Raw genomic sequence first — 13,424 nt, 5'->3', positions numbered from 1 at the left:
ACCACCGTCAGGACTCCCCCGCGCGCAGTTCGGTGGCGATCTGCCGCCGGCCGGCCACCAGCGTCTCCAGCACCACCCCGAGGCAGGCCACCAGCGCCAGGCCCGCCGTGGGCAGCAGCACCGGCGGCGCCGCCGGATCCAGGGCGTGGCCGGCCCCGGCCCCGACCAGGGTGGAGAGGTCGAAGGCCGACCCGAGCAGGACGGCCGCCGCCACCGCGACCAGCCCGCCGCCGGCGGCCGCCACCAGGGTCCTCGGCAGCGCCTCCACGAGGATCAGCGCCAGCCCCTGCCGGGGCCGCAGGCCCATGGTGCGCAGCCGGGCGAGCACGGCCGTACGGTCGGGCGCGGCGCGCAGCAGCGTCAACAGGACCGCGAGGACGGCGAATCCGGCACTGGCGGGGACCGCGTACCGGAACAGCCGTCCGGCGGCCTGCTGCAGCGGGTCGGCGGCTAGGTGCCCGGCGTACTCGCGGCTGCTGCCCACCTCGTAGGCGGGCGGCAGTCCGTGGCTGCCCTTGCCGGCCGCCGCGGCGGCCTCCGCGACCCGCTTGGCGCTGCCGGTCGGCTGGACCACGCCCTGCTCCCGCAGCAGCGCCCTGACCCGCTCGGGGTCGACGTCTCCGACGGCCAGCCACCCGGTCGCCCGGCCGAGTTCCGGCAGGCGCTCCACCGCGGGGCCGGAGGGCACCACGACGAACGGCAGGCTCGGGTCCGGCAGCGCCGGGGTCGCGGTGACGATCCCGGCGACGGTGGTGCGCAGCTCGTTCGCGGTGGACAGGTGCACCGTCGGCGCGCCGGCGGCCAGCCGGTCGGCCAGGTCGCGGCTGAACAGCGCGGGTACCGGGGTGTCAGGGCCGCCGGGAGTGCCGGCGAGCCTCGCCGGGTCGAAGCCGCCGGCGCCGAGGGTGCGGGCGATCTCGGCGTACGCGGCCGGCTCGGCGACCACGAGGGTCACCTTGGTGTAGTTGTTCGAACCGGCGCCGACGAACAGGGCCCTGCGGTCGACCCGGATCCCGGTCGCGCTCCGGGTGCCGGGCAGCGCGCCGGCGGCCTCGAGGAACCGGTCCGGCAGGGTCGCGTAGTCCGGGACGGACACGGCGACGTCGGCGCCGGTGGCGATGCGCGCGGCGCGCAGCCGCCCGTGGTCCACCGAGTCGAGCACGGTGGCGCCGAAGCCGGTCGCGGTGGTGGCGATCAGCAGGGCGAGCAGCGGCAGCGCGCTGGGCCGGCGACGGCCGGAGACGTCGCGGGCGGCCCGGGCGAGGCCGAGGAAGCCGATCAGTCCCCGGCCGCGGCCGACGAGGGCGGCCAGCCGGCCGAGGAGCAGCGGCTCGATCCGCGCCAGCAGCAGTCCGCCGGTGACCGCGAGCAGCAGCGGGGCGACGACGAGCAACGGGTCCACGGCGGCGCCGGAGTGGCCGACGCCCCGGCGGCGGGCCTCGGCCACCGCCGCGACGGTGGCGGCCAGCAGGGCGAGTTCGCCGATCGGCCGGCGCCACCGCCCGGCCGCCCGGGGGCGCGCCCAGAGCAGCGCGACCCGGGCCGGGAAGGCCAGCAGGGCGAGCAGGGTGGTGGCGAGGCCGGCCGCCGCCGCGGCGCCCCACCGGGGCGTGGGCAGCAGCACCAGGGCGAGCGCCGTCCCGAGCGCGGCGGCGGGCAGGACGGTCACCGCGCCCTCGCCGAGCAGCCGCAGCAGCACCCCGCCGAGCGAGCCGCCGCGGGCCCGCAGCAGCCGGAGTTCGGCGGCGCGCCGGTCGGCGGCGAGGACCGCGGCCAGGCAGAGCACCACCCCGGCGACCCCGGCGGCCCCGGTCGGGCCGATCGCGCTGAGCGCCGTCGCGGCGCGGTGGCGGTCGGCCGCCTCGGTGAGGACGTCGGGCAGGAACGAGCTGACCCGCAGGTCGGCCCGTCCGGTCGCGGCGACCAGGGCGTCGTTCTCCGGTCCGGCGAGCAGGTGGGCGGCGTCGGCCCGGGTGCGGTCCAGCCGGTCGGCGCGCAGCGGCGCGGGGTCGACGGCCAGCCGCCAGAAGTTCTGGACGTTCTCGCCCCAGGCGGTCAGCGCCGCCAGGCTCGCGCCGTCGACGAGCCCGGTGAAGCTCAGCCAGTCGTCGCCGTACTGACCGAGTTCCAGGCAGGGCTGGTCGGGGCAGCCGAGGTCGTCCCAGAACGGGTCCAGCGGGTCATTGACCCGGTAGATGCCGGTCACCACGCCGGCCCGCCGGACCTGGCCCTTGCTGCCGCTGTCGACGACGTCGCCGACCCTGATGCCGATCATCTCGGCGGCCGTGCGGCTCACGGCCATCGGCAGCGGCGCGCCGGCCGTGGCGGGGCCGGGCCAGCTGCCCTCGGTCAGGGTGACGCGGTCGGCGGAGCCGTCCAGGTACATCAGGGAGAGCCGCGGCGGTACTTCGGCGTTGAGCCGCGCGAAGTCCGGGTTGTACACCTTGTCGGCCGCGGTGCGGGTGCCGTGGGCGTGGCCCGGCGCGGAGAGCGGCAGCTTCGCGCCGAACCGCGCGGCGAGCTCCCGCTGGACGGCGTCGAGGTCGGCGGCGGTGTCGGTGGGGCGGCTCCTCGCGACGGCCTGCAGGCTGGTCGGGTGGATGCCCTTCTGTCGCACGTGGTCCCGCAGGGCCGCGTCCGCGCCCCGGTCCGCGAGGCGGGGGACGGCCACGGCGAGCAGGACGGTGACGAACGCGAGGGCCGCCACGAGCAGGGCGGCTGCCGGGTCGGCGCGCAGCCGGGTGCGGACCCAGCGCGCCGGGCGGTGGGCGGTCCCGGGGGTGCCGGGGGTCCTCGGGGTGCCGGGGAGGGCGGCCCCGGTGGTCAGCGTCTCCTCCACGGGGCGAGATCGTACAGATCAATTCCGCTTCGGTCAGGCGCGGTTGTGCTGGTGGGGGCCGCTCCTCGACGCCCTCGGCGGTGACTTGAACCGAACGGGTGCGCGCAGCCGTGAAAGATGGTGCCCAGAGGCACTCCTGACGGTCATCGGGGGCGTAAACCGCTCAAATCGGTGGTGCTTCGAACGCTGATGCGGGTACACCAGTTGACGGTCGTTCAGGTGTGTGGCGGCGCCCGTCCGCACCGCCCACCCCGTCCCGCGCGGCCGGAGGACCAGCGGGCCCGCGTGCCCGTGCGAAAGGCAAGGAGGCGTCCGTGACTCACGACTCGCGCACGCAGAACTCCCCCGGCGTCCGGTGGAGCATCCAGGACGTTCGGACCATCGCGATCCTGCGCCTCGGTGTCGGCCTGATCGGCATCCTGCTGCCGCCGGCCCTGCCGTTCGGCAACTGGCTGTCCGCCGTGGTGACGGGGCGCAGCACGGACGGCTTCTGGCCGGTCTCGATGAGCGCCTCGTACTACACCGACACCCGGAACCTCTTCGTCGGCGGGCTGTGCGCCCTCGGGGTGTTCCTGATCTGCTACCGCTTCGACCGCAGGGACGACCGCTGGAGCACGGCGGCCGGCTTCTTCGCGCTCGGGGTCGCGCTGTGCCCGACGTCCGCCGGGGGCGGGTCCGGTGTCCAGCGCACCGTCGGGGTGCTCCACCTGGTCTTCGCCGGCCTGCTGTTCGTCATGCTGGCGATGTTCTGCCTCTACTCCTTCCGCAACCCACGCTCCGCCCAGCCCGCCCGGGTGGGCACGGCCTACCTGGTGGCCGGGGTGGTGATCCTGGCCGCCCTGGGGCTCTCCGTCCTGGCCGGGGTGACGGGCGTCGGCTCGGACTGGCCGGTACGGCCGCTCTACCTGGGCGAGTGGCTGGCGACCTGGGCCTTCGGCATGGCCTGGATCGGCGCCGCACTCGAACTCGCGGCGCACGGCCGCCGGTCCCCCTCCGACCGGGGCGACGCCGAGACCACCGCGCTCCCCCACCAGTCGGACGCCGCCGCGTCCGACCAGAGGCACCCCGAGGCACAGGCCTGAGAGCCGCACCCGAGAGCCGCACCCGAGGGCCCGCGCCTGCGGGTCGAGCCTGAGAGTCGCGCCTGAGGTCGAGTCTGAGGGCCAGTCATCTCATCACATTGGAAGACCGTTACCATGCGCACCATGGGCCGCTGCCACCGCGGCCCATGACGAATGCCCAGCACCGGGAGAGCGAGCATGGCGAACGAGATCCGAGTCGAGCACGGTCCGCACAAGGATCCCCCGTCGGTGGACCTGCGGATGGACGTTCCGCACTCCGCCCGGGTCTACGACTACCTCATCGGCGGCAAGACCAACTTCGAGGCGGACCGGGTCGCGGCGCACGCCTCGGTGCAGGCCTGGCCGTCACTGCCCGTCTCGATGCGCACCACCCGCGACTTCATGCAGCGCGCGGTGCGCCAACTCGCCGAGCAGTACGGCGTGCGGCAGTTCCTCGACATCGGCACCGGCATCCCGACCTCGCCGAACGTGCACGAGATCGCCCAGGCGATCGCCCCCGAGGCCCGGGTCGCGTACGTCGACAACGACCCGATCGTGCTGACCCACGCGCGGGCCCTGATGGACAGCACGCCCGAGGGCCGCACCTGTTACGTGGACGCGGACTTCCGCGACCCGGAGTCGATCATCGGCGACCCCCGGCTGCGCGAGGTGCTCGACTTCTCGCAGCCGGTGGCGCTGTCGCTGATCGCGATCGTCCACTTCGTACTGGACGAGGACGACCCGCAGGGCATCGTGCGCCGCTTCATGGACGCCCTGGCGCCGGGCAGCTTCCTCGCCCTGACCGTCTTCACCGGGGACACCGACCCGGTGGGGGTCGGCGGCGTGGGCCGCGAGTACAACGCCCGCGGCATCCCGCTCCAGATCCGCGACAAGGCCGAGGCGGAGGCCTTCTTCGCGGGCTACGAGCTGCTCGACCCGGGGGTCACGCTGGTGCACCACTGGCGGCCGGACGCCGGTGCCGCGCCCGTCCGCGACCAGGACATCGCGATGTACGCGGGCGTGGCCGTCAAGCGCTGAGCAACCGGCGCCCGACGACCGATCGCGGAATCGTTCCCGCGGTGGCGGGCCCGGTCAGCCGGACACGGAGACCAGGCCCGCCTCGTACGCCAGGATGACCAGCTGCACCCGGTCCCGGGCGTCGAGCTTGGCCAGCAGCCGGGTCATGTACGTCTTGACGGTCGCGATGCTGAGCACCAGTTCGGCGGCGATCTCGGAGTTGGACAGGCCCAGGCCGACCAGGGTGAGGATCTCCCGCTCGCGCCCGGTGATCGCCGCCAGCCGCCGCTCGGCGGCGGCAGCGGTGGCGGCGGCAGTGTCGGCGGCGGCGATGGCGGAAACGGCGGCCGCGGCTGGAGCGGCGGCAGCGGCGAAGGCCCCGATCAGCCGCCGGGTGACGCTCGGCGCGATCAGCGCGTCCCCGGCGGCGACCACCCGTACCGCGCCGAGGATGTCGTCCAGCGCCATGTCCTTGACCAGGAAGCCGGACGCCCCCGCGTGCAGCGCCGCGTACACGTGCTCGTCCTCGTCGAAGGTGGTGAGCACCACCACCCTGGTCGGCCCGCCGTCCGCGGTCACCAGCCGAGTGGCCTCGATGCCGTCCATGCCCGGCATCCGGATGTCCATCACCACGACGTCCGGCTGCAGTTCGGCGGCCAGCCGGACGGCCTCCGCCCCGGTGCCCGCCTCGCCGACCACCTCGACGTCCGCCGTCTCCGCGATCACCATCTCCAACGCGGCGCGCACCAGCGGCTGGTCGTCGGCCAGCACCACCCGGATCACGCGCCCGCCTCCTCGACCGACGAGCCAGGACCCGACACCGACACCGACGCCGACGCCGGCACCGGCACCGGCAACCGGGCGGCCACCCGGAAGCCGCCCCCGGGCAGCGGCCCGGCCTCGAACTCGCCGCGCAGCAGGGCGACCCGCTCCCGCAGCCCGGCCAGCCCGAACCCGCCGCCCGGCCCCTCCCCGGAGCCACTGCCCCGGTCGGCGACCTCGACCGACAGCTCCCCCGCCGCCCGGTGGTCCACCGTGACCACGCAGGCGCCGACGTCCGCGTGCCGCACCACGTTGGTCACCGATTCCTGGACGATCCGGAACGCCGCGAGGTCGACCTCCGGCGGCAGCGGCCCCGGTTCGCCGTGCCGCCGCACCTCCACCCGTACCCCCGCGGCGGTGGTCGCCCCGGCCAGCCGGTCGAGGTCCGCCAGGCCCTGCGGCACCGTGGCCGAGGCCTCTCCGTCGGCCCGGCGCAGCACGACCAGCATCCGGCGCAGCGCGGCCAGGGTCTCCCGTCCGGCGGACTCGATCTCGCCCAGCGCCTGCTTGGCCCGCTCCGGCCGACGGTCGATCACCCGGCGGGCGGCGCCGGCCTGGAGGGCGACGATACCGAGGCTGTGCGCGACGGTGTCGTGCATCTCCCGGGCGATCCGCAGCCGTTCGGCGGTGACGGCCTCCTCGGCCACCCGGGCGCTGAGCGCCTCGGCGTGCTCCCGGTTCTGCCGCACCGAGCGGCCGATCAGCCAGGCGACCAGCGCGAGCAGCGCGGCGCCGTCGGCCGAGCCGATGTGGGTACCGGTGAAGATGCCCACCGTGTTGCCGTGCACCATGCCGATGTGCAGCATCAGGAAGGCCATGACCAGCGCGAACGCGGCCCGGGAGCTGCGCCGCGGCCGGGTCGCGGTGATCAGGCAGAGCGCGGTGTCCACCGCGAGCAGGGCGCCGGGCGGCACCTGCGCGCCGCCGGCCCAGCCGTCGGTCTCGGTGAACGCGGCGACCAGCAGCAGGACGACGGAGAGCACCGGCAGCCGTCGTACCAGCGCCGCGCCCGCGAAGGCCACCGCCGTGTCGGCCAGGGTGAACGCCCAGCCGCCGTGGGCGGCGGCGCCGGGGTGCTGCGCGGCCTGGCCGCCGAGCCGGACGGCGGGGTAACCGGCCGCCACGCACCAGGCGAGGCCGACCCAGACCTCGGGCGGAACGCGCCGGAGCAGCGGCGGGGAGGGGGGTGAGGGCATGGTCCACGATCGTAACGACGGTCCGGGACGCCGTCATCCAACCGTGGTTGTACGGCCCCGGGTGGCCTCCGGTGGCTCGCGGTGTCGACACCGGTCCGATGTGCCCGCCCCACGATCCCCGGCACCGTGGGGCGCATGATCGAAGTCACCGAGCTGACGAAGCGCTACGGCCGCGGCCACCGCGTCCGCACCGCCGTCGACCGCCTCTCCTTCACCGTCCGGCCCGGCCGGGTCACCGGCTTCCTCGGCCCCAACGGCGCGGGCAAGTCCACCACCCTGCGGCTGGTCCTCGGCCTGGGCGACCCGACCTCCGGCACCGTCACCGTGGACGGCCGCCCCTTCCGCGGCCGGCCGCGCGGCCTGCGTCACGCCGGCGCCCTGCTGGACGCGGGCGACGCCCACGGCGGGCGCACCGGCCGGGCCCAACTGCGGGCGCTGGCCCGCGCCAACGCGATCCCGGCCGCCCGGGTCGAGCAGGTGCTGCACGAGGTCGGGCTCACCGAGGCCGCCGGACGGCGGATCCGCGGCTACTCGCTCGGCATGCGGCAGCGGCTCGGCATCGCCGGCGCGCTGCTCGGCGACCCGCCGGTGCTGCTGTTCGACGAGCCGCTGAACGGACTGGACCCGGAGGGCGTGCTCTGGGTGCGCGGGCTGTTCCGGCGGCTCGCCGCCGAGGGCCGGACCGTCTTCGTCTCCAGCCACATGATGGCCGAGATGGAGCACACCGCCGACCACCTGGTGGTGATCGGGCGCGGCCGACTGCTCGCCGACGAGAGCCTCACCGAGTTCGCCGCCCGAGCGGGCCTGCGCGCCGTCACCGTCCGGGCCGCCGAACCCGAGCGGCTCACCGCCGTGTTGACGACGGCCGGCGCCACCGTCCGGCCCGGCCCGGACGGCGAACTCGCGGTGAGCGGCCTGGACGCCACCCGGATCGGCGAACTCGCCCTGGAGCAGCGCCTGTTGCTGCACGCCCTGACCACCCGGGGTGCCTCCCTCGAGGAGGCGTTCATGGACCTGACCGCCGACAGCGTCGAGTACCCCGCCGGAGAACCCCGTTGAGCACCCTGCCCGCCCCGCACCGCACCGACCCCTCCTCGCCCCGCACCGGCCCCGCCTCGCTCCGCACCGAACCGCGCGCCCGCATCGGCGACCTGCTGGCCGCCGAGTGGATCAAGTTCTGGTCGCTGCGCTCGGTCCCCTGGGTGCTCGGTCTCAGCGCCGTGGCGATCGTCGCCGCCGGCCTCAAGTCCGCGCTCTACACCCGCGACCACTACACCCCGGGCGAGGATGACCCCGCGGTCATGGCGCAGGTGGCGCTCAACGACGCGTTCAACGTCGCCTCCGCCGACATCCTGATGCTGGTCGCGGGCGGCCTCGGCGCGCTCGCCATCGCGGGCGAGTACGCGACCGGTCTGATCCGCACCACCCTGGCGGCCGTGCCCGACCGCCGGGCGGTGCTCGTCGCCAAGGCCTGCGTACTGGCCGCCGTGCTGTTCGGCTACGGGGTGCTCACCGTCGGCGCCTCCTTCGGTGGGAGCCAGGCGATCCTGTCCGGGACGGGCATCGGACAGTCCGTCACCGATCCGGCCGCACTGCGGTACGTCGCGGCTGCGGTGCTGTTCGGCCCGGTCTGCGCCCTGGTCGGCCTCGGCCTCGGCACCCTGATCCGGCACGGCGCGGGGGCCGTGGTGGCCACCGTCGGGGTGCTGTTCTTCGTCCCGTCGCTGATCACCGAGCGCTACCGCTGGAGCGCCGACCTGCTGCACGCCCTGCCGCTGCCCGCCTGGCAGCGCCTGGCCCGGACCACCCTGGCGGGCCTGCGCCCGTCCGAGTACCCGGCCACCGTCACGGGTGCCTGGACCACCTTCGCGGTGTGGTCGCTGGCCTCGGTGGCCGTCGCGGCTCTCGCCATCCACCGCCGGGACCACTGAGGGCCCACCTGCGCGGCACAGCACGAGACGCGGCACAGCGCGAAACCCGGCACAGCGCGAAACCCGGCACAGCGCGAAGCACGGCAGCTCAGAACGCCGCGATGCTGCCCGGTGCCCGCTCGGCCCGACTGAGCGCCCGCAGCACGGCCGCCCGGCCGTGCCGCCGGACGGCCAGCCGGGCCAGTAGGCCGATCACCGACTCGGCGGTCTCCGGCGGCAGTTCGGGTCCGTCCACGGCGACGCTCACCGCGAGGTCGTCGCCGTGGACGGCGAGTTCCATCGTCCGGCTGGCCAGCAGGTCGTCGAGGGTCAGTGCCCACGGGCCCCAGAACGGCAGCCGGGCAGGCCGGGTGGCGTCCGCCGCCGCCAGGGCGTCCGCGAGCTCCGGCAGTACGGCGGCGAGCCGGCGGTGCAGCACGGCCGGCCCGTCGGCCGCGAAGGCCTCACTGCCCTGCCGGATCCGTACGTTGACGTCCGCGTCGAGCGCGGCGCCGACCCAGGCCGACCGGGCGTAGTGGTCCAGCAGCCCGACCACCGGCTCCGCCGGTACGGGCGCGGCCAACGCCTCCGGCACGCACAGGACCTGGTAGGCCAGGTGCCCGGCCAGCCCGCCGACGCTCCACTGCGCCAGCGCGCTCGGCCGCCGCCAGGCCCGGGCCACCTCCGGGCGGCGCAGCAGCTCCTCGGCTGCCGCGGCGGCGGCCAGGAAGTCCGTCCGGGCGCCCGTCACGGCTCGTCTCCGCCGCGCGGCCCGTCCCCCACCCGCGGCCCGTCCCCGACCCTCGGCCCGGCGGCCCGGAAGCTGCCCCGGCCCGAGGCCATGTCGGCGACCGCCACCAGCAGCGCCGCCAGCACCAGGCCGGCCGCGACCGTCACGCCCAGCTGGAAGGCCAGCGCCCAGTCCGGGCGGGGCCCGGTCGCACGGGCGAAGAACACCGAGCCGACGACGGCGATGCCCACCGCCGACCCGACCCGCTGCGCGGTCTGCAGCACCCCGCCCGCGCTGCCAGCCCGGGCCACCGGCACCTGTTGGAGGGTCAGCGTCTGGTTCGGGGCGATCACCAGCCCGCTGCCCGCCCCGGCGACCAGCAGCGGCAGCGCCGTCGTCCATCCCACGTGGGGCCCCGACCACAGCTGCACCGCCAGCGCCGAGGCCAGCAGCCCGGCCAGCACCAGCAGCAGTCCGGCCACCACCAACCGCCGCCCGAGCCGGCTCACCAGCCGCCCGCCCACCGCCGCGGACACCCCCGAGCCGACCGCGAACGGCGTGACGGCCAGGCCCGCCGTCAGCGCCGAGTAGTGCAGGCCCGCCTGGAGGTAGAGCGTGAAGATGAAGAAGACCGCGGTGAACCCGGCGAAGTACACCAGCGACAGCAGCGTTCCCGCCGCGTACGGCCGCACCGCGAACAGCGCCATGCTCACCAGCGGTTCCCGCCGCCGCCCGTAGTGCAGCTCCCAGCCGACGAACACGGCGAGCAGCACCGCCGCCAGCGGCAGCAGCAACCAGCGGACCCAGCCGTGCCACTGCTGGGCCTGGACGAACGGCAGCAGCAGCGAGACCGTCCCGGCGCCGAGCAGCAGCACGCCGACCGGGTCGAAGTCCCGGTGCCCGGCCCGCTGGTCGGCGGGCGGCGGCTCCGGAAGCAGCCGGTAGGCGATCGGCAGCAGGGCGACGCCGATCGGCAGGTTGACCAGGAACACCCAGCGCCAGCCGTTCTCCGGGCCGACGGCGTGGATCAGCAGCCCGCCGAGCAGCGGTCCGACGGCGGTGGACAGCCCGATGGTCGCGCCGAGGGCGCCGAAGGCCCGGCCGCGCTCAGCGCCCTGGAACAGCACCTGGATGAAGCCGGACACCTGCGGCACCAGCACGCCGCCGGCCGCGCCCTGGAACAGCCGGGCGAGCACCAGCCACTCCTGGCTCTGCGCCGCGCCGGCGAGCGCGCTGGCCACGGTGAACAGGGCGAGCCCGGCGAGGAAGACGGCCCGCCGGCTGCGCGCGTCGCCGAGCCGCCCGGCGGGCACCAGCACCAGGCCGAAGGCCAGCGAGTAGCCGCTGAGCACCCACTGCAGGCCGCTCTCGGACATGTGCAGCCCGACCCGTACGGTCGGCAGCGCGACGTTGACGATGCTGACGTCCAGCAGGGTCATGAAGCCGGCGACGAGGCAGACGGTGAGCGCCCGCCACCGCCGGGCGGCGGCCCGGGCGCCCACGGCGGTGGATCCGGACTGCTCGGGGTTCGTGGTGTGGCGCGGGGGGTCGGCGTTCATGGGAGCCTCCCGGGGGCCGGGGCTTCCTGGTCGACATCCTGGTCGACGGGGCATCTGGTCGATGGGGCGTCCTGGGTCGACGGGTGATCGTCGTTCGGCCCGGCTCGGATCATCGTCGCCCGGCCCACCTGTGCCCGCCACCCGGGCGGATTCCACCCGCTGTCACCCGAACGGCCGAACCGGATCGCGACCGCCGCCCGCGCCCCGGAGGCTGACGGCATGACCGTCGCCAGCGAGACCGCGCCCTCCGCCCCTCCGGTGCTGGACGTCCGGCAGCGGAACGTCGTCTTCGCCACCATCGTGCTGGGCGTGCTGCTGGCCGCCCTCGACCAGACCATCGTCGGCACCGCGCTGCCCACCATCGTCGCGGACCTCGGCGGGGCCGCGCACATGTCCTGGGTGGTGACCTCCTACCTGCTGGCCGAGACGGTGGCCACCGTGCTGGCCGGCAAGTTCGGCGACCTGTACGGGCGCAAGCTGCTGTTCCAGATCTCCGCCATCGTCTTCGTCGCCGGCTCGTTCCTGTGCGGCCTGGCCACCTCCATGACCCTGCTGATCACCTGGCGCGCCGTGCAGGGCTTCGGCGCGGGCGGCCTGATGGTCACCTCCATGGCGCTGATCGCGGACGTCATCCCGCTGCGCGAGCGCGGCAAGTACCAGGGCGCGATGGGCGCGGTGTTCGGCGTCGCCACGGTGATCGGGCCGCTGCTGGGCGGGCTGTTCACCGACCACCTGTCCTGGCGCTGGGCGTTCTACGTCAACGTGCCGCTCGCGGTCGTGGTGGTCGCCGCCGCCGCCCGGACCATCCCGTCCGTCCGCTCGGCGACCCGCCCGGTCGTCGATTACCTGGGCATCGTGCTGGTCGCGGCCGGCGCCGGCGCGCTGATCCTGGCGACCAGTTGGGGCGGCAACCAGTACGCCTGGGGCTCCGGGGTGATCATCGGCCTGTTCGTCGGCGGCGCGCTGGCGCTCGGCCTGTTCTGCTGGGTGGAGACCCGGGCCGTCGAACCGATGCTGCCGATGCGGCTGTTCCGCAACCCGGTGTTCACGGTCTGCTCGGTGCTCAGCTTCATCGTCGGCTTCGCCATGCTCGGCGCGCTGACCTTCCTGCCGACCTTCCTCCAGTACGTGGACGGCGACTCGGCGACCGTCTCCGGCGTCCGGACACTGCCGATGGTGATCGGTCTGCTGATCGCCTCGGTCGCCAGCGGCAACGCGGTCAGCAAGACCGGGCAGTACCGGCTGTTCCCGATCGTCGGCACGGCGGTGATGGCCCTCGGCCTCTACCTGCTCTCCCGGCTGGAACCCGGCACCGGATCCGTACTCGCCTCGCTCTACATGTTCGTGCTCGGTGCCGGCATCGGACTGAGCATGCAGGTGCTCACCATCGCCGTGCAGAACACCGTCGACTACGCCGACCTCGGCACCGCCACCTCCGGGGTGACCTTCTTCCGCACCATCGGCAGCTCCTTCGGCACGGCGGTGTTCGGCACCATCTACGCCAACAGCCTGAAGACCGAACTCGCCGGCGGGATCGCCACCGCAGCCCGGCTCACCGGCGCCGACCCGGCCGCGCTCACCCACGCCGCGCAGAGCCCGCAGGGCCTGCACCAGCTGCCCGCCGACCAGGCCGCGCCGATCGTCCAGGCCTACTCCGACGCCCTGCACACCGTGTACCTGTGGACCATCCCGGTGGCCGTGATCGGCTTCGTGGTGTCGCTCTTCCTCAAACAGGTGCAGCTGCGCGACACCGCCCGGGCGGGCTCCACCGACATGGGCGAGGCCTTCGGCCAGCCGACCACGCCGACTCCGACCCGCACCTGGAGTACGCGGTGTCCACGCTCGTACGAGGAGTGGACCTCGACACCGTCCGGACGATCGTCTCCGGCGCCGGCACCCGGGTGGACCTGGCCGGGGCCTGGGCGCTGATGGAGGTGGCCGGCCACACCAAGGCCGTCGGTTACGCCTCGCTGGACCTCGTCGGCGCCCGCAAGCGGGTGCCGCCCGAGGTCCTGGAGCCGGTCTTCGACCGGATGGCCGCCGAGGGCTACCTGCTCCGCGACGGCGACCACCTCTCCCTCACCGAGGCCGGCACCCACGAGGTCCGCACCCTCGCCCACGCCTGGTCCGACTGGCTCAACGCCCGCCTCGACGCCGACGCCGGCCGCCCCCGCAGCCCCCGCCTGCGCGCCGCCGCCGACGCCATCGCCTGGCGCCTCCTGGTCGAGGACCTCGCCAACGGCCTCCCGGCCCACGTCCGCCCGACGGACGGCGCCACGGTCTAGGCGGC

9 protein-coding genes and 1 pseudogene are annotated in these 13,424 nt (G+C 75.2%); 5 read left to right on the top strand and 5 right to left on the bottom strand.

Features of this window, described 5'->3' with window-relative positions; all coding sequences use genetic code 11:
• Nucleotides 1–7: 7 nt before the first annotated feature.
• The gene (locus ACWDBE_RS27870; RefSeq protein WP_449790652.1) at nucleotides 8–2,839 is read right to left on the bottom strand and encodes a hypothetical protein; all 2,832 of its coding nucleotides are present in this window, start codon (nucleotides 2,837–2,839) and stop codon (nucleotides 8–10) included.
• Nucleotides 2,840–3,153: 314 nt separating this feature from the next.
• Here ACWDBE_RS27870 and ACWDBE_RS27865 point away from each other — a divergent pair, with 314 nt between their 5' ends.
• Entirely contained in the window at nucleotides 3,154–3,921 is a 768-nt protein-coding gene (locus ACWDBE_RS27865; RefSeq protein ID WP_449790651.1) for a hypothetical protein, read from the top strand.
• Nucleotides 3,922–4,098: 177 nt separating this feature from the next.
• Nucleotides 4,099–4,938 (top strand): SAM-dependent methyltransferase, encoded by an 840-nt coding sequence (locus ACWDBE_RS27860; RefSeq protein WP_449790650.1) that lies wholly within the window; start codon nucleotides 4,099–4,101, stop codon nucleotides 4,936–4,938.
• A gap of 54 nt (nucleotides 4,939–4,992) precedes the next feature.
• Here ACWDBE_RS27860 and ACWDBE_RS27855 read toward each other — a convergent pair whose 3' ends face one another.
• Together ACWDBE_RS27855 and ACWDBE_RS27850 are read right to left on the bottom strand one after the other, a co-directional pair.
• On the bottom strand, nucleotides 4,993–5,646 hold the full coding sequence (locus ACWDBE_RS27855; RefSeq protein ID WP_449809451.1) for a response regulator: 654 nt from the start codon (nucleotides 5,644–5,646) through the stop codon (nucleotides 4,993–4,995).
• A gap of 50 nt (nucleotides 5,647–5,696) precedes the next feature.
• Nucleotides 5,697–6,935: a sensor histidine kinase gene (locus ACWDBE_RS27850; protein WP_449809416.1), complete on the bottom strand. Its 1,239-nt coding sequence runs from the start codon at nucleotides 6,933–6,935 to the stop codon at nucleotides 5,697–5,699.
• Between the two features lie 135 nt (nucleotides 6,936–7,070).
• On the opposite strand from ACWDBE_RS27850, the gene ACWDBE_RS27845 reads away from it, so the two are divergent.
• Nucleotides 7,071–7,994, top strand: a complete 924-nt coding sequence (locus tag ACWDBE_RS27845; protein ID WP_449809415.1) for an ABC transporter ATP-binding protein — start codon at nucleotides 7,071–7,073, stop codon at nucleotides 7,992–7,994.
• Entirely contained in the window at nucleotides 7,991–8,866 is an 876-nt protein-coding gene (locus tag ACWDBE_RS27840; protein WP_449809414.1) for an ABC transporter permease, read from the top strand. The genes ACWDBE_RS27845 and ACWDBE_RS27840 overlap by 4 nt, the downstream gene beginning before the upstream one ends.
• Nucleotides 8,867–8,954: 88 nt before the next feature.
• On the opposite strand, the gene ACWDBE_RS27835 is transcribed toward ACWDBE_RS27840, so the two are convergent.
• Together ACWDBE_RS27835 and ACWDBE_RS27830 are read right to left on the bottom strand one after the other, a co-directional pair.
• A complete protein-coding gene (locus ACWDBE_RS27835) occupies nucleotides 8,955–9,596 on the bottom strand; it encodes a maleylpyruvate isomerase N-terminal domain-containing protein (RefSeq protein WP_449790646.1) in 642 nt (213 codons plus the stop codon).
• Nucleotides 9,593–11,134, bottom strand: a complete 1,542-nt coding sequence (locus ACWDBE_RS27830; RefSeq protein ID WP_449790645.1) for an MFS transporter — start codon at nucleotides 11,132–11,134, stop codon at nucleotides 9,593–9,595. Before ACWDBE_RS27830 ends, ACWDBE_RS27835 begins: the two co-directional genes overlap by 4 nt.
• Nucleotides 11,135–11,353: 219 nt before the next feature.
• Between ACWDBE_RS27830 and ACWDBE_RS27825 the strand changes: the two are divergent.
• Nucleotides 11,354–13,419: pseudogene (locus ACWDBE_RS27825) on the top strand (MDR family MFS transporter).
• The last annotated feature ends 5 nt before the right edge of the window (nucleotides 13,420–13,424 follow it).

The organism is Kitasatospora sp. NPDC001132 (assembly GCF_053598415.1).
Note: the sequence above shows the minus strand (reverse complement) of the source record. Positions and strands in the feature narration are given on the sequence as shown.